Source organism: Micromonospora sp. NPDC023966, from assembly GCF_040639095.1.
Taxonomy (GTDB): domain Bacteria; phylum Actinomycetota; class Actinomycetes; order Mycobacteriales; family Micromonosporaceae; genus Micromonospora.
In genome coordinates this window covers 64,314-88,440 of the sequence record NZ_JBEZZJ010000011.1, presented here as the reverse complement: position 1 = coordinate 88,440, position 24,127 = coordinate 64,314, and the positions used below count along the sequence as shown (strand labels likewise).

Here is a 24,127-nt window from a genome sequence, read left to right as displayed (position 1 = left end):
ACTTCCGTCACTATCGCTGTCCGCAGGTCAGCTGGGGTTGCCGAAGACCCACAGCACCGCCTTCGCGAAGCCGTAGTCCAGGCCGGCCACGATCGCCAACATCACGGCGACGAAGGTGACCACGACGGCCGTGTAGGTCAGCAGCTCCTTGCGGGTCGGCCAGATGACCTTACGCAGCTCGGCCACGACCTCGCGGAAGAACCGCGCGATGCGGGCGAACAGCCCGATCCGCTCGGTGTCCTTCCGGGTCTTCCGGCCCTCGGTCGAATCGGCGCGGGCCCGCTTGCGGGTGGCGGTGCCGCCCCGCGAGACCGTCTCGTCCGCGTCGGTGGCGTCGTCGTCGGCCACGCCGTCGACGGTCGCGTCGTCGTTCAGACGCTCGTCGCCGGCGTCCTCGCCGCGCCGCTTGCTCTCGGCCACTTCGCCCTCCGTGCGGGATATCGGGTCGCACGCCGGGCGGCGTGCGCGGCGTGTGGTCACGCCGGCCGGACCAACCGTCCCGCGACGGGCCGCGGCCGGCGGATCGACCGGGAGGGCCCCGAATGCCTCGGAACCAACCCCGCCGATGCCACCACCACGGGCCGGGCGCCGCCGTGCGGCGGCGCGACCCACGGGAACGGTCAGGCCTGAGGCGCAGGGGTGACAGGACTTGAACCTGCAGCCTGCGGTTTTGGAGACCGCTGCTCTGCCAATTGAGCTACACCCCTGTGCGGCAACTCACCCCACCCGGACACGCAGTGCCGAGCAGGGGTCACTTGCCCCACGGCGGACCAGTGTACGGGTAGTCGTGCGACTTTCCCAACCGGTCCACCCCTCGCGCGTCGGACGGATCCTCAGCGAGGGGTCCGGACGGTTGCCCGAGCCTGCGACAGCACCTTCTCCCCCAGGCAGGTAGCGGTGATGTCGAGCCTGGTCAGGCCCTCGTCGGTGGCCCCCTTGACCACCGCGGAGACCTCGACCTCGGTGCCCTCGTCGGTGTCCGGCACGACCACCGGGCGGGTGAAGCGGACGTTGAAGTCGACCACCGCGTCCGGCGCGCCGGCCCAGGTGGTGACCGCCCGGCCGACCAAGGCCATGGTGAACATGCCGTGGGCGATCACCCCGGGCAGGCCGACCTTGGTGGCGGTCCGGTCGCTCCAGTGGATCGGGTTGAAGTCGCCCGAGGCGCCCGCGTAGCGGACCAGGTCCGCGCGGGTCACCCGGAACGTCTGGGTGGGCAGTTCCACTTCTCAGGCCTCCCCGCGTACGACGATCTTGGACCAGACGGCGACCACCGGCTCACCGGCGACGGTGCTCACGTCGGTGCGGGTGGTCAGGAAGCCGTGCCCGCCCCGGCTGGTGACCTCCTCGATGGTGTTCACGCAGACCAGCTCGTCCCCGGCCACCACCGGCCGGTTGTAGGCGAAACGCTGGTCGCCGTGCACCACCCGGCTGTAGTCGACGCCGAGCTCCGGGTCCTCGACGATCTGCCGGCTGGCGGCCATCGTGACGATCACCGGGAAGGTCGGCGGGGCCACCACGTCGGGGTGGCCGAGCGCCCGGGCGGCCGCCGGGTCGTGATGCGCCGGATCGGTCGCGCCGATGGCGGTGGCGAACTCGCGGATCTTTTCTCGGCCCACCTCGTAGGGGGCGGTCGGCGGATAGGTCCGGCCGACGAAGGACGGGTCCAGGGACATGCCGCGAACCTACACGGAAAGCACGAACGCCGATCCCTACGGTCGGGCGGCTCCAGGGCCGCCGCCGTGTGGATCGGCGTTCGGGTAGCTGATTGCGGGCCGGCCGTGCCGGCCGCGGGTCAGCGGGTCTCGCGGTGGATGGTGTGCCTGCCGTCCCGGGGGCAGAACTTCTTCAGCTCGATGCGGTCCGGGTCGTTACGGCGGTTCTTGCGCGTGATGTAGTTGCGCTCCTTGCACTCCACACACGCCAAAGTGATCTTCGGCCGGACATCGGTCGCCTTCGCCACGGCGGAGTGCCTTCCTCGCTCACGGATAACAACTACAGCGCATCAGCTTAGGCGCTGACTACGCGGACATGCAAAGTGGGCGCCTGTGGCGCCCATCCCACCGACCACCGGGCGGGGCCCGGAGGACGAGAGTAGCGGTGGCCGGACTTGAACCGGCGACACAGCGATTATGAGCCGCTTGCTCTGCCATCTGAGCTACACCGCCGTGGCGGGTCCAGCCGGACCCTCTGAGCCCCCTTACGGAATCGAACCGTAGACCTTCTCCTTACCATGGAGACGCTCTGCCGACTGAGCTAAGGGGGCCTACCCGATCACCCCGTGGGGTGTCGCGCAGAGGAAACAGTACACGACCCCGCCGCCGAGGTGAAATCGGATCCCCCCTTACCGCGTCGTCCCAGTTCAGGGCACAACGCGCAGGCGGGGCAGCTCGCCGGCCACGATCGTCTCGGGGTCGACCTGGGCACCGAACCAGGCCTCCAGCCGCTCGTACGGCAGGGGCCGGCTGAACAGGAAGCCCTGCCCGATCTCGCAGCCGATGTCCTGGAGCAGCTCCAGGGTCAGCTCGCTCTCCACGCCCTCGGCCACCACGGTCAGGCCGAACTGCTGGGAGAGCGTCACCACGGCGTTGACGATGGCCAGGTCGCCCGGGTCGGTCGCCATCCCCTGCACGAAGGAGCGGTCGACCTTGACCTCGTGCACGGGCAGCCGGCGCAGCTGGGCCAGGGACGAGTTGCCGGTGCCGAAGTCGTCCACCGAGAGCCGGACACCGAGGTCGCGCAGGCGCTGCAGGGTCGGAATGGGACGTTCGGTCCCGTCCAGCACCCCGGCCTCGGTGATCTCCAGGGTGAGCCGCTGCGGCGGCACGCCGTATTCCTCGAGCAGGTCCCGGACCAGCGCCGGGAAGTGCTGGTCGGTGAGGGTACGAGCAGCGAGGTTGACCGAGACGGCGAGCGCCTGCTCGCCGTGGCTCCAGTCCCGGCTGCGCCGCAGGCTCTCCCGCAGCACGAACTCGGTGAGGCGGCCGAGCTGGCCGGTGTGCTCGGCCACCGCCACGAAGTCGCCCGGGGCCACCGTGCCGTGCGCCGGGTGCTCCCAGCGGGCCAGGCACTCCACCCCGACCAGGCGCCGGTCCCGCAGCGTGACCTTGGGCTGGAAGTAGACCTCCAGCGCGCCGTCGTCCAGGGCCCGGCGCAGGTCCCCGGCGAGACCCAGCCGACGCAGCGAGCGGGATTCCAGCGCCGGACTGTAGAGCTGCACGCTGCCCGGGACCGACTTGGCCGCGGTGGCCGCCAGGTCCACCCGCTGGAGCAGGGCCACCGCGTCGCTGCCGTGGTCCGGGTGGACGGCCACCCCGACGGCGGTGTCCACGTCCAGGGTCAGCGCGTCGAACACCATCTCGTCGCGGATCTGCTCGCGCAGCTGGCCGGCCAGCTCCAGCGCCGCCTCGGTGCTCTCCAGCCGCAGCGTCACCAGGAACTCGTCGCCGCCGGCCCGGCCGACCAGGGCCGAGGAGGGCGCGCAGGCGCGCAGCCGCTCGGCCACCTCGACGAGGACCTTGTCGCCGGCCGCGTGGCCGAGCGACTCGTTGACCTGGCGCAGCCGGTCGACGTCGAAGAGCAGCAGCGCCACCACCTCGCCGGGCGCCGCGATGCGGACCGCCTCGGCCACCGCCGCGGTGATCCGCCGGCGGTTGGGCAGCTTGGTCAGCGCGTCGTGCTCGGCGTCATGCCGCAGCCGATCGACCAGGCGGGAGTTCTCCAGGGCGACCGCGGCATGCGCGGCGACGGTCTCGAAGACGGCGATGTCCGCCGGGGTGAAGTAGTTGCCGTCACCGAGCCGGTTGGCCACCTCCAGGGTGCCGATCACCACCGGGCCGGAGCGCAGCGGCACCACCACGGCGTCCTTGACCCGCCGCTCCCCCAGCTCCGCCCGGAACTCTCCGTTGGTGGTCACGCCCCGGCCGACCGCCACCGTACGGCGGGTGTCCCGCACCTTCTCCCGGAGCGACTGCGGGGTGTGCGCCATGTCCAGCAGCCCCGGGTCGTCGACCCGGGAGGTCAGCAGTGTCTCCGGGTGCCGCCCCTGGGCCGGGAGCCACAGCGTCGCGTACTCAGCCTGCATGAGGGCGCGCACCCGGCCGAGCAGGGCGTCGGCCAGCGTGCCGCTCTGCCCGCTCTCGACCACCGCGCGGGTCAGCTCGTAGAGGTCGGTCAGGGTGCGGTGCTGACGGAAGAACTGTGCGTACGATCGGTAGACCGGCACCAGACCGGCGCCGAGCGCGGCGATCAGCAGCAACGACCACCAGGTGCTGCCCACCAGGATCAGCACGATCAGCCCGACCGTCACGTTGATCGCCGCGGTCAGCAGCGCGGTCTTGGCGCTGCGCAGCGCCCCGCGGCCGTTCGGCCAGCCGTTCAGCAGGGTGTGCACGGCGACCACACTGACGACGCTGACCAGCAGCACCATGCTGACGGCGGCGGAGATGCTGAGCCAGGTCCGCGGCTCCACCTCGTCGAGCGGCGGGAGCGCCTGGAGGACCAGCACGGCCAGCGAGGTGCCGGCCGCGGCCCGGGCCACGTTGAACCAGACCTTCGGCGCCGACAGCCGGTGGCGGATGTTCGTGACCAGCGTGGCCAGCGTGTAGATGACCACGACGGTCAGCGGCGGCAGGAAGAGGAGTGCCAGCACCAGCGGCAGCTCGGTCAGCGTGACCGCCGACGTCTGCCGGCGGACGACCACACTCAGCAACGGCAGCCCGGCCGCGATCATCAGAACCAGGAAGAGCGCCCCCTGCGGCCAGCGGCCGGAGGGGTGATCGGCGAGCAGGCCGGTCACCGTGGCGCAGGCGACAGCGAGCAGGGCCATCGGCGCGGTGATGATCCAGGCGTCCTCAGACGACCTGCGCCGTGGCTGATCGCGACCGACCATGCCGCTCCTTCTCATTGGCGGCGCGCCGTCCCGTCACCGACATGCGTCGATCTCCGGCTGGCGCGATGCTCGTGGCAACCGGAGATCGACGAGAACGGACCGGAGACCCGGTCACGTCCAGATGAGGTCCTGGGTCTGCACGCCCCCCGTGCTGCCATCGAAGTCGAAACCGCCGACACCACCGACGAGGGCGGCGAGAATGAAAAGTGAGCCAAGCAGCCGGCCCAACCTTCGACCAGACATGATTGCTCCTGTCGAGAGAGTTTCAGTGATGGTGGAGGTTCCACGATCGTGCCACACGGGGGGCGCGCGCAAAAGCGGTGGAGGGCCCCCCTCGCGGCGGCAGACAGGGAAATCATCCGTTCGACCGGCGCGCCCGCCCCTCCGGCCCAGCATGCTGTCACGATCGGTCCCGGCGCTGCTACGGAAGGCGCGCACAACGACTTCCCGGTTAAACCGCGCTTAAGAGCAGATTCGCCTACCAGGCATGATGATCGGTGACCTTGACCACAATGGACGCCGAACCGGGCAGCCGCGGCAAGCCCTCGAACAGACTCCACCATCATCGATATCCGGGCAAGGGTCTCGGGGTGTCCGATCTGAGCGCCCGGCACCTCCGCCGGCGGGGCCGCCTCCGCCCCTCCCCGCCCGACGATCGCTAACTCAGTCGCATCACCATGGGCCGCCTGGTCATGATCGAGCCCGTGCTTGCTGACCTCTGGCCCCTGTACGGCCTGACCATCTCGACACCACGACTCGAGCTCCGCCTGCCCCACGAGGAGGAGTTGGCGGCCCTCGCCCACCTCGCCGGCAAAGGGGTGCACCGCCCGGACGAACGTCCGTTCCTGACGCCGTGGACCGACGGCAGCCCCGAGGATCGGGCGCGGGTCGTTCTGCAGGGCCACTGGAGCGGGCTCGGAGAGTGGAGCCGGACGGCGTGGCGACTCGGGCTCGGGGTCTTCCGCGACGGAGAGCCCCTGGGCGTGGTCACCCTCCGGGCCCGCGACTTCCCGGTCGTACGGGAGGTCACGACCTCCGCCTGGCTGGGCATCGAGCACCAGGGCAGGGGCTATGGAACGGAAGCTCGGGCCGGCCTGCTCACGCTGGCGTTCGACCACCTCGACGCACGTGCCGCCCGCACCGAGGTGTTCCAGGACAACCACGCCTCTCAGGGCGTGTCCCGCAAGCTCGGCTACGAGCATGACGGCATCTCGGTCGACGCCCGCGGCGACGAGGCGGTCGTGTCCGACCGTCTACGCCTGACCAGGGAGAAGTGGACTCGGGAGAAGTGGCTCGCGGTGCGGGTGGACGGGGTGGCGGCCTGCCGCCCGCTGTTCGGCCTCTGACAGCCCACGAGAAAGGCCGCCGACTTCGAGCGACAGACGCCATCCACCCCGTGTAGCCGCCGTCGCGCACATCGAGTCTTGACCCATACGTCGATCATCTGCTTATGTCGACGACATGACAGGGCCCTTCGCGTCGATGCGCGAACCTACCTACTTCATCCTGGCCGCGCTGCAGGACGACCCCTTGCACGGCTACGCGATCGTCAAGCGGGCGCAGGAGTTGTCCGACGGGCGGGTGCGCCTCACCACGGGCACCCTCTACGCTGCCCTGGACCGGCTCACCCGTGAAGAGATGGTGCGGGTGGCCGAGGAAGCGGTGGTCAACGGCCGTGCCCGCCGCACCTACGAGCTGACCCAGCGAGGCGCGTCCGCGCTGCATGCGGAAGCAGAGCGGATGGCTGCGGCGGCGAGCGTCGTCAGTAACCGTTCCGGCCGCTCGACGCCTGCGGGTCGGGTGGTGCCAGCATGACGGAGCTGGAGCGCCGTTACCGGTGGCTACTGCGGACCTATCCCCGCGCCTACCGGCAGTATCGTGCCGACGAGATGCTCGAAACACTGCTCGCCACGGCTGACAACCCGCGGCGGCCGAGCCTTCGAGAAGCGGCGGCGCTCGTGGTCGGAGGGCTGCGGGCCCGCACCGGCGTCGACCGTCTCGGCTCGCGATCGGCGCTGGGACACTCCGCAGTGCGACTGTCCGCGCTGTCCCTGCTCGTGTACGCCCTGACACTCTGGGCCGGGGGCCCGATCTCGTTCCTGGTGACCATGCTGTCCGAGGGCCCGTACGAGCCCGACACATGGTGGTTCATCGTCATTCCGGCGCTGCTGACCATCGCGCTTCTCGCTACGGCGTGGGGTAGCTACCGGCTGGCATTCGCTGCGGCGATACTGACCGTGGCCGCGCAACACTGGTCGGCAAATTGGTGGGACCAATCGTCTTGGTTCTGGTCGGTTCACAGCCTCCAAGGCGCGATTGTCCCCAAGTTCTGGCCAGCGCTGCTGGCTTCGCTGGCCTTGCTGCGACTGCTCCGCGCACCCCGAACACCGGTGACCAGACCGTGGGCCTGGCCCGTCCTCGGGGCACTGGCAGTCGTCGTTTTGACGCCGAGCCCGATCAACGGCTGGTCGGACGCACCACTGATGTCCCTGTACGCGTTCGCCGCACTGGCCGTCATCACCGCGCCCATCGATGCACGGATGCCTATCGTCGCCTCGGCGCTTCTCCTGGTGCCGGCCTTGGCACAAGCCACCTACCAGCTCTACTTCAAACAAGCAGGGTGGAAACTAGGATCCTCCCTCACCACGATCCTTATCCTCACGGCGGTCATGGTGATCACGCTTGCAGCCGGCACAGTCGCAGGCCGCCGCCAAGCCCGCATGTAAGCGCAAGCGCCTCCGCCACCACTTCTCGTGGACAGCCGAAGCCGAGCCGGCGGCGGGACTGCCCGTCAGATCGCGCAGTGCGTCCGTCCCAGGACATGCTTGACGGCCGGCCTAGATACCCGAGTCGACTTCAGCCTGGAAGGCTGTCACCGTGGATCGTTCGGACATCGACGTCAGAGACGCTGTCGAGGGGGACCGCCTGGCGCAGCTGATGGAGCTGTTCTCCTCGGAATGGTGGACTGCAGAGCGGAGCCCAGACGACGTGACGGCGATGTTGACCGCCTCCGATCTGGTCTTCGCCCTGATCCAGCGGTCAACCGATCGGCTCGTGGGGTTCGCCCGGGTCCTTACGGATGGCGTCTACCTGGCAGTCGTACTCGACGTGATCGTTGCGTCGCATGCCCGAGGCTCGGGTGTGGGCCGCATGCTGCTCGATGCGGTCGTCAACGACCCCCGGTTGGCCCAGGTGCGCAGCATCGAGCTTGTCTGCCAGCCCGAGCTCTTGCCGTTCTACCGACGATGGGGCTTTACGGAGGAAGTCGGACGATCGCAGTTGATGCGACGGTCCGGCGACCCGCTCCTGACATCCCCACGCAGGCAGCAATAGCGAGACGATCATGTCAAGCATGTCCCGTTACGGGACACCGGCCGGCTGCCGCTTGTCGAGTCTCGGGACGTGCGTGACAGATCAGTCTCGGGACATGGGTGACACGTGCGGCTAGACCGCGGCCTACTGGCAGCCGTGGGACAGGGTGGAGGCGGCCAGGAGGGTGTGCGGGTCAAACCGGGTCGTCCAGGGCTGGCCTGCCTCGGTCCGCACCTCAATCTCGTGGTCGCTCAGGAATCGAGCGGCACCGAAGATGCCCTCGGGGCCAGGCCGATCGAATGGCGTGGCGAAGCATGCGAGGGCCTGGTTGGCTTCCCGGCTCCCCAGTCCGGCCCGTGACCGGATCCGCAGGACATCGAAGCCGGCCATAAATTCGCGGTAATGCAGCAGGACCACCTCGAACGAACCTCCTGGGGAGAGGGCTACAACTTCGGTATCCCCGTATGGCTCCACGCCGTGCAGGCCGTAGAGCGACGTCCCCGAGAGAAACAGGACGCCACTACAAGGCGCCACCAACGCCAAGACGGTCGCGACCACGGCCACCGCCCGCGCCAGCGCTGGCCGCAGAACAAGCCACGCCGCGATGCCGAGCAGTACCGGCGCGGCGAACAGCACGGTCGCCACGACTGGCCTGCGGCCGAACGGCATTAGGTGTACGTAGTGCCACGGATTGCGCCAGGCAACGAGGACGCCTGGCACCGCAACGACGGCCAAGCCGGTGAGCACGATCGCCATCACCCGCCGACGGACGACGTTCATCGGTCGCAGCTCGATTCCCCGCTCGATCACTCGCTCATCGTGGTAGATCGCCAGGGCCCCGACCACCCCAAGCCAAGTGTCACTCAGGTCCTGGTACTGATCTGTCACGCACGTCCCGAGACTCGACACCGGCTGCCGGCGTGCCTAGTCCCATCACATGCTTGCCACATCCGTCCCAGCACATGCTTGACGCTTGGGCTAGATGATCGATCACAAGCTCGGCGGCGTGCTCGACGCAGCGAACGTCTTCACGGCCTGGAGCAAGCGGTCGAGGAAGGTAGGCAGGTCTGGGGCGGCCACGTCGAAGCGCGGGTCTTCTGAGGTGTAGATGCCGTCGAGGATGAGGTCCGGTGGGAGTCGGTAGACGGGGGATCCGGCCGGCGTGGCTAGCGCGTACTGGGTGCCGCCGCCATCGCTGGCGAATACGACAACGTCGGCGTCGTGGCCGCCACGTACGTGCCAGAGGTCCCGTGCCTCGTGGGCGTGGGCCGCGTCGGAGGCTCTGTGCAGGAAGAACCCGTTACCGATGTCCGGTAGGTCGACGGCACCGACTGCCGCGTACAGGTCCACGAGGTCGTCGGGGATGGCGGGACGGACGACAGTGAGCCGTGCAGCAGCGATCATGTCCGGCTCGCTGACGACGTTCTCGTCCGGCGGGTACCCGTAGCGGTCTTCGAAGTCGAGCATCGCGGAGGCGACTGCCTTCCGCAGATCCTCGCGCCAGGTCTCCAGCCGGCCGGGATCCACGCGTCACCTCCGGATCGCACTGACAAGCCGGGCCGACTTCACACGCTCTTAGCCGGTGGTGTCAAGCATGTGGTGGGACGCGAGTGTCAGGCATGTCCCGTGACACGACACTGCACTGCCAGGACTGACTGCCGAATTGACCTCTACAGGATCAAGGCGGCCCGCAAAGCGGGCCGCGCCGGCCCGGCCCCGGCCTGCTGGCGACCTCCGGCCGGCATCGGCCGGGGCCGGCCGGCCACGCTGGCGGACTGCAAGAGCTGTTTGCCCTCCGGGCAGGGATCTACGACAGAGATGGGGAAGCCCGTCCGGTTGGTGCGGTAGTCGTGGTTGCGCGGGTCGCCATCTCCACCATGAGTCCCAGGCAGAGCCGAGCAGACCAGGGGCCAGGGTGCCAAGGTCGTTCGTCCGGTAGGGCGCTCCACCTTGTCACCCTGGCCCCTGGCCTACTCCACGGTGTGTGGGACTTCACGGCGGAGATGGCTCTGAGGCCCGCCGTTTGGTCGCAGGAGCGGGGTGTCGTCTGCAATGCAGCAGCGGAGCAGCGGTTCGGGTATGACGACCCGTTGAGCGCGGCGCAGCACGGTCCGGATCTACCTGGCACTTTCTTCGAAAAGATCGGGGCAGACCACGATGGTGCTGACAGTGCCATTGCCCCACACCGTCGTTTCCAGCACCATCCGGCCGTCGAGGGAGGTCATGACGAACTCGGGCACGAACCGGTCGGTGAACAGCCCGGCGAACGAGCTGCGAAGAAGACACCCGCTGCCGGTCAGGTCCCACTCGTCGAGCAGGCGGACCCTGACCCAGATGAGTACGCTCTCCTCGGCGTCAGGATCCTCGATGCCGGCGCAGAGCAGGAACTCCCGCCGCTCGTCGAGCAGGCCGTACTCGGCGGCCATTCGCCACCAGGCAGCGTTGACCTTCGCCGGCAGGTCCGGATCGTCGACCTGCACCACTTCCTCTGGGCGGGAGTCGAACCGTCCGTGCTCTGACAGGCAGCTGGCAGCGGACCGGTGGGGTGGCAACGGGAGGCGGAAATCGCCGTGCACCCGTTCGACAAAGTGCAGGCCGGCCGGTGCCAAGTCGGCCGCGATGGCGGCGTCGGTCAGCGACATCAGCGGACGATAGCCGACCGCTCGCAAGCGGCGCATTCCGCAACCGTCGGTCCGTGTAAGCCGGTGGCGGTGACGGGCCATCCACGGGCCAGTAACCGTGGCGCGCAGCGGTCATGAGCGGGCACGAGCGGCACTTGGTTCTGCCGCCGCCCGCAGGCGTTGCGGGCATAACGGCCGGCTGAGCGCGCCCTTCCAAACTAAGGCTCCGCCCGGAGCCAGCACCTTCCCGGGTCTGCCGCTACCTACTAGTGACGGAATCGCCTAAGCACCTGCGTGCGAGGCTTACTGTTGCCGCGCCTGTTGAGGCTGGGCTTGTGCCTCCGCGGTCGCTTCCCGCCAGACCCGGAGATAGCCAGGTAAAGCCCGAGGATTCCGAGGGGTGTACCGAGACAGGTGTTCCATTTCTCTAGGGTCTTCGGGCTGTTGGCGTACGTCGTACCGACAACAACCGTCATGAAGACCGAGAGGGCAAGCAACGCTCCGACCTTCTCGATGGTCTTGGCCGAGGGGTTCAACCGCTGGGCCAGGAGCAGGAAGCATTCGAAGAGGTAGCGGACCAGCAGGAGGACATTTCCGGCCCGTTCGTCACCCGCTTGAGCAGCTTCCTCGGCCTCGGCCAACCATGTGGCGGGATCACCGACAAGGCGGGGCGCCTCCTCTCGGAGAACGTCAGCTATGCCAACGGAGGCGAAGAGATCAGCACCTGCCGCGAGCTGGTCCCAGACGCCCGAGTCGATTTGCTTGAGGCTGGCCCGGCCCACCTCGGCCAACGCCTTCAACGCCGGGAACGTCTGCGCCGTCGTGAACCTGAAGGACTCCGACACCCGGCCCACCTCGGCCAACGCCTTCAACGCCGGGGACATCTGCGCCGTCGTGAACCTGAAGGACTCCGACACCCCGGACGAGTCCGCCAGTTTTCGGACCCCTGAGTCCTCAGGCTCGCTCACAGGAGCGTCGGTCGAGGTTTCCGCCATAGCAAACCCCTCGGGGGCGTGCCCCTTACGTGCCCGATTAGCCAGTCGATCAGGGGCAACGGCGGTCAACGGCAGCAGAAGTGACGAAGGCCCCTGACTTGCGTCTTCGCAGGTCAGGGGCCTTGCCAGTCCCTGGTGGCGGGTAGAGGATTCGAACCTCTGTAGCTTTCGCGACGGATTTACAGTCCGCTCCCATTGGCCGCTCGGGCAACCCGCCAGGGCACCCCACCGCGTCGCGACGCGGCGGCGGAAGCAAGAATAGCGGTTGCCCCCGGGTCCGCCGCAACCGGGTACCGTCAGGGGGTCCCACGCTGGTCAGTGGGGACGGATCAGGACAGACCGCCGGACAGCAGGAGCATGAGCATGGCAGCGAACCCGTCCTTCGACATCGTGAGCAAGGTCGACCGGCAGGAGGTCGACAACGCCCTCCGCCAGGCGGAGAAGGAGCTCGCGACGCGGTTCGACTTCCGCGGCACCGGCGCCGAAATCTCCTGGTCGGGCGAGGAGGCGATCAGTCTCCAGGCGGAGACCGAGGAGCGAGTCCGGGCCGCGCTGGACGTCTTCAAGGAGAAGCTGGTCAAGCGGAACATCTCGCTCAAGTCGCTGGACGCCGGCGACCCCCGCGCCTCGGGCAAGATCTTCAAGATCGACGCCAAGGTGATCCAGGGCATCGACTCGGACAAGGCCAAGGCGATCAGCAAGAAGATCCGCGACGAGGGCCCGAAGGGCGTCCAGGCGCAGATCCAGGGTGACCAGCTCCGGGTCACCGGCAAGAAGAAGGATGACCTCCAGGCCGTCATCGCGCTGCTCAAGGGTGAGGACTTCGGCGTCGCCCTCCAGTTCACCAACTACCGGTAAGCCGCCGCCGTCGTGGCCGGCGAGGAGGCCGGCCACGACCCGCAACCTGGGCAGGCGTCGTTGCCATCGGACACTCCGTCAGGTGCTGTTTCGTGGGTTTCGGTCCGCGCCGACGCATGACAGGCTCGGCCCCATGATCGATGATTTCGCGAAGGAGTACCTGCACAGCGATCTGCGGATGCTGCGCGAGGTGATGCTCTGGAAGCTCGACGGACTGGGCGAGTACGACGTCCGCCGCCCCCTGACCCCGACCGGAACGAACCTGCTCGGCCTGGTGAAGCACCTGTCGATGTGGGAGTCCAGGTACTTCGGTGAGGTCTTCGACCGGCCGTTCCCCGAACCCCTGCCCCGGTGGGACGACCTGGGGGCGCATGGCACCGAGATGTGGGCGACCGAGCGCGAGACGCGTGAGGAGATCATCGACCGGTACCGGCGAGCGTGGGCGCACTCGGACGCGACGATCACCGCCCTGGCCATCGACTCGCCCGGGCACGTGCCGTGGTGGCCGAGCCCGAACGTGAAGCTGTTCAACATCCTGGTCCACATGCTCACGGAGACCAGCCGACATGCCGGGCATGCCGACATCCTGCGTGAACAGCTCGACGGCTCGACCGGGACAGCGGCCCACCACCCGAAGCCGCAAGATGACAAGGCTGTCCGGGAGGACCGCTACGCGACGATCGAGCGGGCGGCCAGAGCGGCCGACCCCACCAAGGCCTGAAACCCAGCGCCGAACGCCGACGTCGCCGCACCCTCGCTGCGACGCCATCCAGCTCGACGTCTGAGGCCCGCCGACCACGGTCAGCGCGAGAAGATCAGCAGCAGGATCGCGGTCAGGATCGCGCTGATCAGGATCGAGCCGAGGCAGCCGATCCGGTTCGAGAAGAAGAGGAACATGCCGGGGTGTACCCGTCCCGGCCGGTTTGATCCCGGGGCTCAGGCGACGAGCGACTGCTCGGCGCGTACCGCGGTGGCCTCGGCGCGGGCGATCGGCCCGGTGGGCAACGCGGCGACCGCGGCCCCGACGGCGACCGCCGCCCCGGCGAAGAGGAAGGCCCAGGGCACCCCGCCGGCGTGGTCGACGATCAGTCCGGCCACCGCTCCCCCGGCGGCGCTCGCCGCCACCGACATGGTGACCACCCAGGTGTACGCCTCGTTCAGCATGCCGGCCGGGGCGATCCGGCCGACCAGGGTGTTCTCCAGGGTCAGCGCGGGGGCGATGGTGGCCCCGCCGAGCACCAGCGCGACGCCGAGCGCCGCCGGGCCGGGCATCACCGCGAAGACGGCGAAGCTGGCCGCGACCGCGCCGAGCAGCCAGGCGAACTGGCGGGTCATGTTGGCGGCGGGTCGACGTACCCCGAACCAGAAGCCGCCGAAGGCGCTGCCGATGCCCCAGACGGCGAGCAGCACGCCGGCGAGGCTCTCCGGGTCGTCGGCGGTGGCGTTCCCGGCGAAGGCCGGGACGGTCACGCCGGCGGCGCCGAAGGCGATGCCGAGGCTGGCGACGCAGAGCAGCAGGGCCGGGAAGCCGCCGACCCGCAGCGGGCCGAGGCCCTTGGCGTGGTGCTCGCGGGGGTGCGGCTGCCAGCCGCGCATGACCCGGCCGAGCGCGACGGCGGTAGTGCCGACCAGGGTGACCACGGCGGCACCGACCAGAGCGGCGGCGGCGTCGGCGAGCAGGACGAAGCCGGCCACCAGCAGCGGGCCGAGCACGAAGACGACCTCGAAGAGCGAGGTCTCCGCGGCGAGCGCGGTGTTGCGCAGGTGGGCTCGGCCGGTGGCCGGGGCGGTGAGGTCGTTCCAGGCGCCCCGGATGGCGGCGGTCAGCGGCGGGTACGTGGCGCCGGCGACGCCGGCGGCCAGGTAGATCAGGCCGAGGCTGCCGGAGCCGGACCGGCTGGCCCCGAGCAGCCCGAAGAGGGCGAGCGGGTGCGCCAGGGCGGTGGCCAGCAGCACCGGGGTGGGGCCGACCCGGTCGGCGACCCGCCCGGCGACCGGGCTGAGCGCGGCGCCGGAGAGCGCGTAGATGCCGCCGGCGACGGCGGCGAGCGAGTACCGGTCGGTGACCTCCGCGACCACCAGCAGCAGCGCCAGCGGCGTCATGCCGATCCCGAGCCGGCCGATGACGCCGAGGACCAGCAGCATCGGGGCGCCGGGGATCCGCCAGACGCCCAGGTACTGGCGCAGTGCGGCCACGGTCGACCTCCAGGTGTAACGGGTGAGAGACGTTTTGACCCTAACGCCGCGCCGTATCCGGGGGAAACGGTTTGTGCCCGGACACACCACTCCGCCCGCGTCCGGGTGGACGCGGGCGGAGGTGGTCGGTGCGGGTCAGCGCTGGAACTGCACCGGCCCGGCGCTGCCAGCCAACTGCTCCAGCCGGGCCACCCGCTGCTCCATCGGCGGGTGGGTGGCGAACATCGCGGCGATGCCGCCGCCCCGCTTGAACGGGTTGTCGATCATCAGGTGCGCGGTGCTGGTGAGCTGGCCCTGCGGCGGCAGCGGGCGGGCCTGCGTACCGGCGTGGATCTTGCGCAGGGCGCTGGCCAGGGCCAGCGGGTCCCGGCTCAGTTCGGCGCCGGACTGGTCGGCCTGGAACTCCCGGCTCCGGCTGATCGCCAGCTGGATCAGGGTGGCCGCGATCGGGCCGAGGATCAGGGTGAGCAGCAGCACCGCCGGGTTCGGGCCGTCCTCGTCGTCCGAGGAGCCCAGCGGGATGAACCAGGCGATGTTCGCCAGCGCGGTGATGATGCCGGCCAGGCCGGCGGCCACGCTGGAGATCAGGATGTCCCGGTTGTAGACGTGGGACAGCTCGTGTCCGATCACGCCCCGCAGCTCCCGGTAGTCGAGGATCTCGACGATCCCCTGGGTGACGCAGACCGCCGCGTGCTCCGGGTTGCGCCCGGTGGCGAACGCGTTGGGCTGCGCCGTGGGGCTCACGTAGAGCCGGGGCATCGGCTTGCCCGCCTGGGTGGAGAGCTCCCGGACCATCCGGTACAGCTCGGGGAACTCCGCCTCGCTGACCGGTTGCGCCCGCATCGAGCGCAGCGCGAGCTTGTCGGAGTAGAAGTAGGTCACGCCGTTCATCAGCAACGAGACGACGACGGCGATGACGAGACCGCCGCTACCGCCGAACCAGTAGCCGACCGCGAGGATCAGCGAGGTCAACAGGCCGAGCAGCGCTGCGGTCTTGAGACGGTTGTGATGCACGATCGCTCCTTCGGTGCGCGGGCCCGCGCGGGCGCCCGCTGACCGGTTCAACACACCGGTACCCGCCAACCATCCGGCTCATGGCTGAAAGTTGGCTGGGGATTCCTGTGTGCGGGCTGAGCGACCTTCCCACCGGGGGACGAAACCCTCAGCGGGCCGCCACGTCGAGCACGAGCTGCGGGGCGAAGCCGAGCACCACGGCCAGCGCGGTGGCGACCCCGAGCGCGACCACCACGATCCGGGCCGGGCGGACCGCGACCTCGCCGGGCGCGGCGTAGAGGGTGGCGGCCAGGCGCAGGTAGTAGGCCAGGCCGAGCACCGCGTTCAACGCCACCACCAGGGCGAGCCAGCCGGCGTGCCCGGCCAGCAGCGCGCGGACCACGGTCACCTTGGCGAACAAGCCGGCCAGGCCGGGCGGCAGCCCGGCCAGCCCGATCAGGGCCAGCGCGAACGCGCCACCCACCCAGGGGTGCCGCCGGGCCGCGCCGCGCAGGTCGGCCAGGGTGCCGCCGTCACCGTCCGCCGGCCGCAGCGCCACCACCGCGGCGAACGCGGCCAGCTCCAGCAGCACGAAGAAGACGGTGTACGCGACGGCCGCGGCGTACGCCCCGGCGCGGGCGTCGGCGGTGCGCCCGGCGGAGAGCGCGAGCGCGCCCAGCGGGGCGAGGATGTAGCCGGCCTGGGCCACCGAGGACCAGGCGAGCAGCCGGACGGTACGCCGCTGGCGCAGCGCCACCAGGTTGCCCACGGTCATGGTGAGCACCGCCAGCAGGGCGAGCACCGGGCCGGTCACGTCGGCCGGCAGCGCCCGCTGCACCACGGCGAGCAGGGCCACCACGCCACCCAGCTTCGAGGCGGTCGACAGGTACGCGGCCACCGGCAGCGGCGCGCCGTCGTAGGTGGCCGGCGCCCAGGCGTGGAACGGCACCGCGGCGACCTTGAAGGCCAGCCCGGCCACCACCAGCGCCACGGCGACCGTGGTGAGCGGCAGGTCGAGCAGGCCCTGTCGGTCGGCGCCGAAGGCCGCGCCGAGCCGGTCGAGGTGCAGGCTGCCGGTCACCGCGTAGAGCAGCGCCGCGCCGAGCAGGGTCACCGTGGTGGCCACCACGCTGACCACGAAGAAGGTCACCGCCGCCTCGGCCCCGGCCCGGCTGCCCCGGCGCAGCCCGACCAGCACGTAGAGCGGCAGGGTGAGCGTCTCCAGCGCCACGACCAGGGTGATCAGGTCGCCGGCCGCGCCGAGCACCACGCCGCCGGTCATCGCGCAGGCGAGCAGGAAGCAGTATTCGCCGACGGGGATCCGGCCGGCGCGCAGCAGCGGGCCGGAGAGCACCAGCACGCCGAGGGTGAGCAGCGCGATGACCACCGCGACCAGCGCGGCCCGCCCGGTCCACAGCCAGGAGCAGTCCGCGCCGACGCAGAAGGTGCGGCGTTCGCCGGCCGCGCCGACCAGCGCCGCGCCGAGCGCGGTGCCCGCCGCGCCGAGGGCGGCCACGGCCACCGTCGCGGCGGCCCGGGCCACCAGCAGGTCGACCAGAAGCACCAGCACGGCCGTGCCGGCGGCGAGGTAGGCCGGCAGCAGCGCCACGTTGTCCACGCTCTGCACGACACTCATTTGAGGACTCCCACCAGGGCGCCGACCGGGCCGGAGGCGTAGGACAGGACCAGGGCCGGGGCCAGGCCGACGGCGAGGGCGAGCAGCACCAGCGGCGCCCAGGCGGTCAGCTCCGCCCCGGCCAGGCCGGGCGCGACCGGGGCCACCGCCGGGCTGGGCCGCCCGTGGGTGACCCGGCGCAGCAACCGCAGGAAGTACGCGGCGGTCAGCGCCCCGCCCAGCGCGGCCAGCACCGCGAGGGTGGTCCACAGCCCGCCGCCGCGCCGGAGCGCGGCCACCACGGCGAACGCCTCGCCCCAGAAGCCGGCCAGCCCGGGGAGCCCCAGCGAGGCGACCGCCGCGAAGCCGAGCAGCCCGGCCAGCCGGGGCGCGGTCTCCCGCAGCCCGGACAGCTCGCCGAGCGAGCCGGTGCCGGTGCGGTCCTTGACCGCCCCGGCCAGGAAGAACAGCAGCCCGGTGATCACGCCGTGCGCGATGTTGCCGATCAGCGCGGCCTGCAGGCCGGTGGCGGTGAGCGTGGCGACCCCGAGCAGCACGAAGCCCATGTGCCCCACGCTGGAGTACGCGATCAGCCGCTTCAGCTCGTCCTGCGCCAGGCAGACCAGCCCGCCGACCAGGATCGCCGCGACGGCGAGCACGCCGAGCACCGGGGCTGCCCAGCGGGCGCCCTCCGGGGCCACCCCGACCGCCACCCGGATCAGCCCGTACGTGCCCATCTTGAGCAGCACCCCGGCCAGGATCACGCTGCCCACGGTGGGGGCCTGGGTGTGCGCGTCGGGCAGCCAGGAGTGCAGCGGCCAGAGCGGGCTCTTCACCGCGAAGGCCAGCGCCAGCAGCGTGAACGCGGCCAACTGGGTGCCCCGGGACAGCCCGGTGCCGCCGGTCAGCGTCACCAGGTCGGCGGTGCCCGCGGCGGCGACCACCACGTAGACGCCGACCAGCAGCAGCACCGAGCCGAAGAGCGTGTAGAGGACGAACTTGCGGGCCGCCCGGCGTCGGTCGTCGCCGCCCCAGCCGGCGATGATCGCGTACATGGGCAGCAGGACGACCTCGAAGAAGAGGAAGAACAGCACGAGGTCGAGGGCGAGGAAGGTGCCCAGGATGCCCACCTCGACCACCAGCAGCAGCGCCACCAGGGCCCGCCCGCTGCCGCCTCCGGCGGGCACCCGCCAGAGCGTGTAGCCGCAGCAGAGCAGGGTGAGCAGCGCGGTGAGCACCACCAGCGGCCAGGAGATGCCGTCCACCCCGAGGTGGAAGCTGAGGTTGAGGCCGGGCACCCAGGACACGTCGAGCTGGTGCCAGGGCTGCACGGCCGGCCGGGGGCCGTAAGCGAACCAGCCGTGGTCGCCGCCGACCAGTGGCAGAGTGGCGAGCAGGGTCAGGGCGGCGGCGGCCGTGCCGACGAGCCGGCCGGCCCGGTCACCGGGGACGGCGGCGGCCGCGAGAGCGCCCAACGCGGGCACCGCGAGGACCGCGACCAGCAGAAACTGCCCGAACGTCATGAGGTCACTCCGATCAGGGCGACCGCGAGGCCGATCAGCAGCGCGCCGGCCAGCACCCCGGCCGCCGCGCGGGGCAGCGCCGCCCGGTGCAGCGCGGCCAGCCCGCCGCCGAGCCCGACCGCGGCCCGGCCGCTGCCCTCCACGAGGCCGTCCACCCCCAGCTCGTCCCCGGTCCGCACGACCCGGGCCAGGGCCGTCGTCGGGCATACCACGAGGGCCCGCTGGACGTCGTCGAGCCGGAACGCCCGGGCGAAGACCGGCCGCAGCGGACCCAGGAAGCGCGCCGGGTCGCCGGCCGGGTCGCGGCGCCAGCCGGCCCAGGCGACGCCCGCGCCGACCAGCAGCAGCAGGAACGGCAGGACCAGGTTCGGTGCGAGGTGGACCAGTTCGACGGCCGCCCCGGAGGCGTCCGCCGGCACCCGCAGCCGGTCGGCGAACCAGGGCGCGAAGGCGGCCAGACCGAGCAGCGCGGCGGGCACCGCGAGCAGCAGCACCGGCCAGCGCAGCACCGCCGGCGGGTCGTGCGGATGCGCCAGGGGAATCCGGGTCGCGCCGAGGAAGGTCCGCAGCAGCAGGCGGGTCGCGTACCAGGCGGTGACCGCGACGCCGAGCAGCCCGGCCAGCCAGACCAGCCAGCCCACCCAGGCCGGGGCCGGGCCGACGCCGTCCAGAGCGGCGGCCTGCGCGGCGGCGAGCACGCCGTCCTTGCTCCAGAACCCGGACAGCGGCGGCACCCCGGCCAGCGCGCCGAGGCCGATCAGCATGCACCAGAACGTCACCGGCATGGCGGTCCGCAGGCCGCCCATCCGGGACATCAGGGTGGTGCCGACCGCGTGGATCACCGCGCCGGCCGCGAGGAACAGCAGCGCCTTGAACGCAGCGTGGGTGAGCAGGTGGAACAGGGCCACCGCGGGGGCGCCGACGGCGAGCGCGCCGGTCATGTAGCCGATCTGGGAGACCGTCGACCAGGCGAGCACCCGCTTGATGTCGTCCTGGGCGGTGGCCGCGAACGCGCCGAGCAGCAGGGTCACCGCCGCCATCACCCCCAGCACGGCGAGGGCGGCCGGGGCCTGCGCGAAGAGCGGGAAGAGCCGGGCCACCGCGTAGACCCCGGCGGCGACCATGGTGGCCGCGTGGATCAGGGCGGAGATCGGGGTGGGACCGGCCATCGCGTCCGGCAGCCAGGTGTGCAGCGGGAACTGGGCGCTCTTGCCGGCCACCCCGGCGAGCAGCAGCAGGCAGGCCGCGGTGAGCGTGCCGGTCGAATAGTTGTGGGCCAGCACGTCGGCGATCCGGAAGCTGCCCGCGCCGACGCCGAGTAGCGCGATGCCGAGCAGGAAGCCGACGTCACCCACCCGGGTGACCAGGAACGCCTTCATGGCGGCGGCCGGCGCCTCGGGCAGCCGCCGGTCGTGGGCGATGAGCAGGTAGGAGCAGATGCCCATCACCTCCCAGCCGACCAGCAGCAGGATCAGGTCGCCGGAGACCACCACGGTCAGCATCGCGGCGGTGAAGACGCTGATCTGGGCGGCGTAGGGCGGGTAGCGGTGGTCCACCTCGACGTCGTCGTGCGGGCCGCGCCGCAGGTAGCCGATCGAGTAGACCTGCACGGCCAGGGCCACCGCGGCCACCGCCACGGCGACCAGCACGGCCACCCCGTCCAGCCGGTAGCCGAGGGTGACCCGCAACCCGCCCAGGTCGACCCAGTCGGTGCCCGCCTCGACCGGCCCGTCCACCCGGACCAGCAGCGCCACGGCCGCCAGCAGCGCGACCGCCGCGCCGGCCACGCCGAGCACGATCGCCGCCCGCCGGGCCGGGTCCTCGCCGCTGGCCGCCCCGCGCGGCGACGGCGGCAGCAGCAGCCCGAGCAGGCCGGCGAGCAGGGGTACGCCGGGCAGCGCCACCGCGAGCAGTCCGGTCACTTCTCCCCCTCGCCCCGGTCGGCGGCGACCCTGGCGGCCGGGGCGGGCGCCTCGGCGAGCGGCACGTCGTCCACCGATATGCCGGCCCGCAGCCGGTAGAGCTGGAGCACGATGGCCAGCCCGACGCCGATCTCGGCGGCGGCGAGCACGATCACGAAGAGCGCGAAGACCTGGCCGGAGTGCGGCAGCGCGGCCCGGACCGTGGTGTCGGCGGTGACCAGGATCAGGTTGACCGCGTTGAGCATCAGCTCGACGGCCATCAGCACGAGGACGGCGTTGCGGCGGCGCAGCACGCCGTAGACGCCCAGGCCGAACAGCAGCGCGGCGGTGACGTACGGGATGACCGGTCTCACGCGCGCCCGCCCTCGTCGGCGGCCGCGACGACCGGGCGGGCCGGCTCGACCGGGCCGGCCGGGCGGCCGGGGCGGGCCGGCGTGCCGCCCAGGGCCGCGCCCGGCCGGCCGATGTCGGGCCGGGAGAGCACGATCGCGCCGACCAGGGCGGCGAGCAGCAGCACCGACAGCACCTCGAAGGGCAGCACCCAGGAGCGGAACACCTGCTCGCCGAGGCGCTCGGCGGTGCCCGCGGCGGGCAGCCCGACCCGGGACCACCGGAACGCGTCGACCAGCAGCACGGCCAGGCCCAGCCCGCTGCCGGCGCCGATCAGCGCGGCCGGCCAGCCGGGCCGGTCGAGGTCGTCGGAGGGACCGATCGGGGCCCGGGTCAGCATCACCGCGAAGAGCAGCAGCACCACCACCGCGCCGACGTAGATGAGCACCTGCACCCAGGCCACCAGCTCGGCGCTGAGCACCAGGTAGTCACCGGCCAGCGCGCCCAGGCAGACCACCAGCCAGAGCCCGGCCCGGACCAGGTGCCGGGTGCCCACCACCAGCGCTCCCGCGCCCACCGCCACCGCGCCGAGCGCGAGCAGCAGCACGTCGGCACCCGTCATGACGGCGCGCCTCCGCCCTGCTCGGCGCCGGGTGCGGGGCGTGCCGGGGCCGGGCGCGCGGCGGGGGCGGCGGCCTTGCGGGCGGCGGTGGTCTCCTCCTTCGAGGGGTCGCCCTGCGGGTCGTGGGCCGGCGGCGGCGGAACGGTGACCATCCACTCGCCGAGGTGGTCCTTGTCGTGCAGCAGGTCCTTGATGTCGTACTCGGCGTACTCGAACTCGGGGGACCAGTAGAGCGCGTCGAACGGGCAGACCTCGATGCAGATGCCGCAGTACATGCAGAGCGAGAAGTCGATGTCGAACTTGTCGAGCACGTTGCGCTGGCGGGGGCGGGCGGCGCCGGGGACCGCCACCTCCTCCTTGTGGGAGTCGATGTAGATGCACCAGTCCGGGCACTCGCGGGCGCAGAGCATGCAGACCGTGCAGTTCTCCTCGAGCAGCGCGATCACGCCGCGGGAACGGGGCGGCAGCTCGGGGACCACGTCCGGGTACTGCTGCGTGGTCGAGCGGCGGGTCATCGTCTTCAGCGTGACCGCCAGGCCCTTCACCAACCCCTCGCCGGGCACGCCGCTGCGCTCGCTCATGTCGCCCATCCTGCCCTGTGCCCCCGATGCGCGCGACCACCACCCGGCGGATCTCCCCGCCGGCGGACCGCCGGGCGGTCAGGCGTCGCCGGCCGGCAGCGGCGGGAGCATCTCGACGCCGAGTTGCTGGAGGACCTGGAACAGCTCGTTGACGCTCCACACGTCGACGATCCGGCCGGTCTCGTCGAAGCGGAGGAAGCTCGCCCCCGAGTAGCTGACCACCCGGCCGGTCGGCGGCACCGGGCCGAACTGCCCGGCCTGGGTGCCGGCGGCCCGCCAGTGCACGGCCACGCGGGCGTCGGTCGCCACCACCTCGACGATCTTGTAACGCAGGTCGGGGAAGGACGCCCGCCGGTCGCGGTGCCAGGCCAGGGTGGCCTCCGGGCCGGTCCCGCCCAGCCCAGGGCAGTCCTCGGCGATCAGGTCGTACGCGCTCTCCTCGCGGCCCGCGTTCCACACGTCCGCGATGAAGCGCCGGGCCGCCGCCTCCACATCGGTCACCGCGGCAGCCTAGCCCCGGTCCTGGACAGTCGGCCTGCCGGAGACCGCCGGAGCGACCATGATGGGACCGGAACGAGACATCCTCGGGAGGCGGCGTGGGCGACAAGGGCGACGAGATCCTCGACCAGACCGGCGGCAAGTACGTCGAGCCGGGTGGCGAGTTCACCCGGGACCAGCGCTACATCGCCACCCGGATCACCGCCGACGGGACGAGCGAATGGCCGGTGGAGCCGGGCCGGTACCGGCTGGCGGTCAGCCGGGCCTGCCCGTGGGCGAACCGGCTGATCATCGTCCGGCGGCTGCTCGGGCTGGAGGACGCCATCTCGATGGCGGTGGCCGGCCCCACCCACGACAAGCGGAGCTGGACCTTCGACCTCGACCCCGGCGGCCGGGACCCGGTGCTCGGCATCGAGCGGCTGGCCGAGGCCTACTTCAAGCGCTTCCCCGGCTACGAGCGGGGCATCACCGTGCCGGCGATGGTGGACGTGCCGACCGGGCAGGTCGTCACCAACGACTACGCCCGGATGAGCCTGGACCTGTCGACGGAGTGGACCGCCTACCACCGGCCGGGCGCGCCGGAGCTCTACCCGGAGCGGCTGCGGGCCGAGATCGACGAGGTCAACGCGGTGGTCTTCGCGGACGTGAACAACGGCGTCTACCGGTGCGGCTTCGCCGGCAGCCAGGAGGCGTACGAGCGGGCGTACCACCGGCTCTTCGACCGGCTGGACTGGTTGACCGAGCGGCTGACCGGGCAGCGCTACCTCGTCGGCGACACGATCACCGAGGCGGACGTCCGGCTGTTCACCACGCTGGTCCGCTTCGACCCGGTCTACCACGGCCACTTCAAGTGCAACCGGCAGAAGCTGACCGAGATGCCGGTGCTCTGGGCGTACGCCCGGGACCTGTTCCAGACCCCGGGCTTCGGCGACACCATCGACTTCGACCACATCAAGCGGCACTACTACGAGGTGCACCGGGACATCAACCCGACCGGGGTGGTGCCGCTCGGCCCGGACCTGGCGAACTGGCTCACCCCGCACGGCCGCGAGCAGCTCGGCGGCCGCCCGTTCGGCGACGGCACCCCGCCGCTGCCGGCGCCGCCCGAGGAACGCGTCGACCCGGCCCACACCCCGCTGCGCGACATCGGCTGACCCCGCGCGGAGGGCC

Annotated in this window: 25 protein-coding genes and 4 tRNA genes; 7 read left to right on the top strand and 22 right to left on the bottom strand. The window is 71.4% G+C overall.

Going from position 1 to position 24,127, the window contains the following annotated elements; genetic code table 11:
* Nucleotides 1-27: 27 nt before the first annotated feature.
* The 8 genes from secE to AB0F68_RS16850 all read right to left on the bottom strand — a co-directional run bounded on the left by secE (nucleotide 28) and on the right by AB0F68_RS16850 (nucleotide 4,891).
* On the bottom strand, nucleotides 28-420 hold the full coding sequence (gene secE / locus AB0F68_RS16885; protein WP_357338622.1) for a preprotein translocase subunit SecE: 393 nt from the start codon (nucleotides 418-420) through the stop codon (nucleotides 28-30).
* 214 nt (nucleotides 421-634) lie between these two features.
* A tRNA-Trp gene (locus AB0F68_RS16880) sits at nucleotides 635-707 on the bottom strand.
* Between the two features lie 126 nt (nucleotides 708-833).
* Nucleotides 834-1,226 carry a MaoC family dehydratase gene (locus AB0F68_RS16875; RefSeq protein ID WP_357338620.1) on the bottom strand — a complete coding sequence of 131 codons (393 nt, stop codon included), beginning with the start codon at nucleotides 1,224-1,226 and terminating at the stop codon, nucleotides 834-836.
* Between the two features lie 3 nt (nucleotides 1,227-1,229).
* Entirely contained in the window at nucleotides 1,230-1,676 is a 447-nt protein-coding gene (locus tag AB0F68_RS16870) for a MaoC family dehydratase N-terminal domain-containing protein (protein WP_357338617.1), read from the bottom strand.
* A gap of 119 nt (nucleotides 1,677-1,795) precedes the next feature.
* Entirely contained in the window at nucleotides 1,796-1,963 is a 168-nt protein-coding gene (rpmG, locus tag AB0F68_RS16865) for a 50S ribosomal protein L33 (RefSeq protein ID WP_012184342.1), read from the bottom strand.
* Nucleotides 1,964-2,095: 132 nt separating this feature from the next.
* Nucleotides 2,096-2,168: transfer RNA gene (locus AB0F68_RS16860), tRNA-Met, on the bottom strand.
* 25 nt (nucleotides 2,169-2,193) lie between these two features.
* Nucleotides 2,194-2,266, bottom strand: a tRNA-Thr gene (locus tag AB0F68_RS16855).
* A gap of 96 nt (nucleotides 2,267-2,362) precedes the next feature.
* Entirely contained in the window at nucleotides 2,363-4,891 is a 2,529-nt protein-coding gene (locus tag AB0F68_RS16850) for a bifunctional diguanylate cyclase/phosphodiesterase (RefSeq protein ID WP_357338615.1), read from the bottom strand.
* Between the two features lie 692 nt (nucleotides 4,892-5,583).
* Here AB0F68_RS16850 and AB0F68_RS16845 point away from each other — a divergent pair.
* The 4 genes from AB0F68_RS16845 to AB0F68_RS16830 all read left to right on the top strand — a co-directional run bounded on the left by AB0F68_RS16845 (nucleotide 5,584) and on the right by AB0F68_RS16830 (nucleotide 8,224).
* Nucleotides 5,584-6,237 carry a GNAT family N-acetyltransferase gene (locus AB0F68_RS16845; RefSeq protein WP_357338613.1) on the top strand — a complete coding sequence of 218 codons (654 nt, stop codon included), beginning with the start codon at nucleotides 5,584-5,586 and terminating at the stop codon, nucleotides 6,235-6,237.
* 115 nt (nucleotides 6,238-6,352) lie between these two features.
* A complete protein-coding gene (locus tag AB0F68_RS16840) occupies nucleotides 6,353-6,706 on the top strand; it encodes a PadR family transcriptional regulator (protein ID WP_357338610.1) in 354 nt (117 codons plus the stop codon).
* Nucleotides 6,703-7,617: a hypothetical protein gene (locus tag AB0F68_RS16835; RefSeq protein WP_357338608.1), complete on the top strand. Its 915-nt coding sequence runs from the start codon at nucleotides 6,703-6,705 to the stop codon at nucleotides 7,615-7,617. The genes AB0F68_RS16840 and AB0F68_RS16835 overlap by 4 nt, the downstream gene beginning before the upstream one ends.
* A 151-nt stretch (nucleotides 7,618-7,768) precedes the next feature.
* Nucleotides 7,769-8,224, top strand: a complete 456-nt coding sequence (locus AB0F68_RS16830; RefSeq protein WP_357338606.1) for a GNAT family N-acetyltransferase — start codon at nucleotides 7,769-7,771, stop codon at nucleotides 8,222-8,224.
* Between the two features lie 123 nt (nucleotides 8,225-8,347).
* Here AB0F68_RS16830 and AB0F68_RS16825 read toward each other — a convergent pair whose 3' ends face one another.
* From AB0F68_RS16825 to AB0F68_RS16805, 5 genes are all read right to left on the bottom strand, one after another.
* Nucleotides 8,348-9,013 (bottom strand): hypothetical protein, encoded by a 666-nt coding sequence (locus tag AB0F68_RS16825; RefSeq protein ID WP_357338604.1) that lies wholly within the window; start codon nucleotides 9,011-9,013, stop codon nucleotides 8,348-8,350.
* A 180-nt stretch (nucleotides 9,014-9,193) separates the two neighbouring features.
* Complete coding sequence (locus AB0F68_RS16820) at nucleotides 9,194-9,730, bottom strand: hypothetical protein (RefSeq protein WP_357338602.1); 537 nt, start codon at nucleotides 9,728-9,730, stop codon at nucleotides 9,194-9,196.
* A 590-nt stretch (nucleotides 9,731-10,320) separates the two neighbouring features.
* On the bottom strand, nucleotides 10,321-10,845 hold the full coding sequence (locus AB0F68_RS16815) for a hypothetical protein (protein WP_357338600.1): 525 nt from the start codon (nucleotides 10,843-10,845) through the stop codon (nucleotides 10,321-10,323).
* Nucleotides 10,846-11,090: 245 nt separating this feature from the next.
* Nucleotides 11,091-11,819, bottom strand: coding sequence for a hypothetical protein (locus AB0F68_RS16810; protein ID WP_357338598.1), 729 nt, complete (start codon nucleotides 11,817-11,819; stop codon nucleotides 11,091-11,093).
* Nucleotides 11,820-11,952: 133 nt separating this feature from the next.
* A tRNA-Tyr gene (locus AB0F68_RS16805) sits at nucleotides 11,953-12,036 on the bottom strand.
* Nucleotides 12,037-12,182: 146 nt separating this feature from the next.
* On the opposite strand from AB0F68_RS16805, the gene AB0F68_RS16800 reads away from it, so the two are divergent.
* Together AB0F68_RS16800 and AB0F68_RS16795 are read left to right on the top strand one after the other, a co-directional pair.
* Nucleotides 12,183-12,677: a YajQ family cyclic di-GMP-binding protein gene (locus AB0F68_RS16800; RefSeq protein ID WP_357338596.1), complete on the top strand. Its 495-nt coding sequence runs from the start codon at nucleotides 12,183-12,185 to the stop codon at nucleotides 12,675-12,677.
* Nucleotides 12,678-12,810: 133 nt separating this feature from the next.
* Nucleotides 12,811-13,398 (top strand): DinB family protein, encoded by a 588-nt coding sequence (locus AB0F68_RS16795; RefSeq protein WP_357338594.1) that lies wholly within the window; start codon nucleotides 12,811-12,813, stop codon nucleotides 13,396-13,398.
* Between the two features lie 215 nt (nucleotides 13,399-13,613).
* Here AB0F68_RS16795 and AB0F68_RS16790 read toward each other — a convergent pair whose 3' ends face one another.
* The 9 genes from AB0F68_RS16790 to AB0F68_RS16750 all read right to left on the bottom strand — a co-directional run bounded on the left by AB0F68_RS16790 (nucleotide 13,614) and on the right by AB0F68_RS16750 (nucleotide 22,960).
* Nucleotides 13,614-14,873, bottom strand: a complete 1,260-nt coding sequence (locus AB0F68_RS16790; protein WP_357338592.1) for an MFS transporter — start codon at nucleotides 14,871-14,873, stop codon at nucleotides 13,614-13,616.
* Nucleotides 14,874-15,008: 135 nt separating this feature from the next.
* On the bottom strand, nucleotides 15,009-15,887 hold the full coding sequence (htpX, locus tag AB0F68_RS16785; RefSeq protein ID WP_357338588.1) for a zinc metalloprotease HtpX: 879 nt from the start codon (nucleotides 15,885-15,887) through the stop codon (nucleotides 15,009-15,011).
* Nucleotides 15,888-16,035: 148 nt separating this feature from the next.
* Nucleotides 16,036-17,502, bottom strand: coding sequence for an NADH-quinone oxidoreductase subunit N (locus AB0F68_RS16780; protein ID WP_357338585.1), 1,467 nt, complete (start codon nucleotides 17,500-17,502; stop codon nucleotides 16,036-16,038).
* Nucleotides 17,499-19,004: an NADH-quinone oxidoreductase subunit M gene (locus AB0F68_RS16775; protein WP_357338583.1), complete on the bottom strand. Its 1,506-nt coding sequence runs from the start codon at nucleotides 19,002-19,004 to the stop codon at nucleotides 17,499-17,501. The genes AB0F68_RS16780 and AB0F68_RS16775 overlap by 4 nt, the downstream gene beginning before the upstream one ends.
* Nucleotides 19,001-20,926, bottom strand: a complete 1,926-nt coding sequence (locus AB0F68_RS16770) for an NADH-quinone oxidoreductase subunit L (protein WP_357338581.1) — start codon at nucleotides 20,924-20,926, stop codon at nucleotides 19,001-19,003. Before AB0F68_RS16770 ends, AB0F68_RS16775 begins: the two co-directional genes overlap by 4 nt.
* On the bottom strand, nucleotides 20,923-21,279 hold the full coding sequence (gene nuoK, locus AB0F68_RS16765; protein ID WP_357338578.1) for an NADH-quinone oxidoreductase subunit NuoK: 357 nt from the start codon (nucleotides 21,277-21,279) through the stop codon (nucleotides 20,923-20,925). Before nuoK ends, AB0F68_RS16770 begins: the two co-directional genes overlap by 4 nt.
* Nucleotides 21,276-21,878 carry an NADH-quinone oxidoreductase subunit J gene (locus AB0F68_RS16760; protein WP_357338576.1) on the bottom strand — a complete coding sequence of 201 codons (603 nt, stop codon included), beginning with the start codon at nucleotides 21,876-21,878 and terminating at the stop codon, nucleotides 21,276-21,278. Before AB0F68_RS16760 ends, nuoK begins: the two co-directional genes overlap by 4 nt.
* Nucleotides 21,875-22,468, bottom strand: coding sequence for an NADH-quinone oxidoreductase subunit I (locus tag AB0F68_RS16755; protein WP_357338569.1), 594 nt, complete (start codon nucleotides 22,466-22,468; stop codon nucleotides 21,875-21,877). The genes AB0F68_RS16760 and AB0F68_RS16755 overlap by 4 nt, the downstream gene beginning before the upstream one ends.
* 69 nt (nucleotides 22,469-22,537) lie before the next feature.
* A complete protein-coding gene (locus tag AB0F68_RS16750) occupies nucleotides 22,538-22,960 on the bottom strand; it encodes an ester cyclase (protein WP_357338563.1) in 423 nt (140 codons plus the stop codon).
* 95 nt (nucleotides 22,961-23,055) lie between these two features.
* Here AB0F68_RS16750 and AB0F68_RS16745 point away from each other — a divergent pair, with 95 nt between their 5' ends.
* Complete coding sequence (locus tag AB0F68_RS16745) at nucleotides 23,056-24,111, top strand: glutathione S-transferase C-terminal domain-containing protein (protein ID WP_357338561.1); 1,056 nt, start codon at nucleotides 23,056-23,058, stop codon at nucleotides 24,109-24,111.
* Nucleotides 24,112-24,127 lie beyond the last annotated feature (16 nt).

What these genes read in the sequence shown, in the direction of transcription:
- AB0F68_RS16870 (WP_357338617.1), bottom strand. Translation starts at nt 1,676, where the DNA reads ATGTCCCTGGACCCGTCCTTCGTCGGCCGGACCTATCCGCCGACCGCC.
- AB0F68_RS16850 (WP_357338615.1), bottom strand. Translation starts at nt 4,891, where the DNA reads ATGGTCGGTCGCGATCAGCCACGGCGCAGGTCGTCTGAGGACGCCTGG.
- AB0F68_RS16845 (WP_357338613.1), top strand. Translation starts at nt 5,584, where the DNA reads ATGATCGAGCCCGTGCTTGCTGACCTCTGGCCCCTGTACGGCCTGACC.
- AB0F68_RS16840 (WP_357338610.1), top strand. Translation starts at nt 6,353, where the DNA reads ATGACAGGGCCCTTCGCGTCGATGCGCGAACCTACCTACTTCATCCTG.
- AB0F68_RS16835 (WP_357338608.1), top strand. Translation starts at nt 6,703, where the DNA reads ATGACGGAGCTGGAGCGCCGTTACCGGTGGCTACTGCGGACCTATCCC.
- AB0F68_RS16815 (WP_357338600.1), bottom strand. Translation starts at nt 10,845, where the DNA reads ATGTCGCTGACCGACGCCGCCATCGCGGCCGACTTGGCACCGGCCGGC.
- AB0F68_RS16810 (WP_357338598.1), bottom strand. Translation starts at nt 11,819, where the DNA reads ATGGCGGAAACCTCGACCGACGCTCCTGTGAGCGAGCCTGAGGACTCA.
- AB0F68_RS16800 (WP_357338596.1), top strand. Translation starts at nt 12,183, where the DNA reads ATGGCAGCGAACCCGTCCTTCGACATCGTGAGCAAGGTCGACCGGCAG.
- AB0F68_RS16795 (WP_357338594.1), top strand. Translation starts at nt 12,811, where the DNA reads ATGATCGATGATTTCGCGAAGGAGTACCTGCACAGCGATCTGCGGATG.
- AB0F68_RS16780 (WP_357338585.1), bottom strand. Translation starts at nt 17,502, where the DNA reads ATGAGTGTCGTGCAGAGCGTGGACAACGTGGCGCTGCTGCCGGCCTAC.
- AB0F68_RS16775 (WP_357338583.1), bottom strand. Translation starts at nt 19,004, where the DNA reads ATGACGTTCGGGCAGTTTCTGCTGGTCGCGGTCCTCGCGGTGCCCGCG.
- AB0F68_RS16760 (WP_357338576.1), bottom strand. Translation starts at nt 21,878, where the DNA reads ATGACGGGTGCCGACGTGCTGCTGCTCGCGCTCGGCGCGGTGGCGGTG.
- AB0F68_RS16755 (WP_357338569.1), bottom strand. Translation starts at nt 22,468, where the DNA reads ATGGGCGACATGAGCGAGCGCAGCGGCGTGCCCGGCGAGGGGTTGGTG.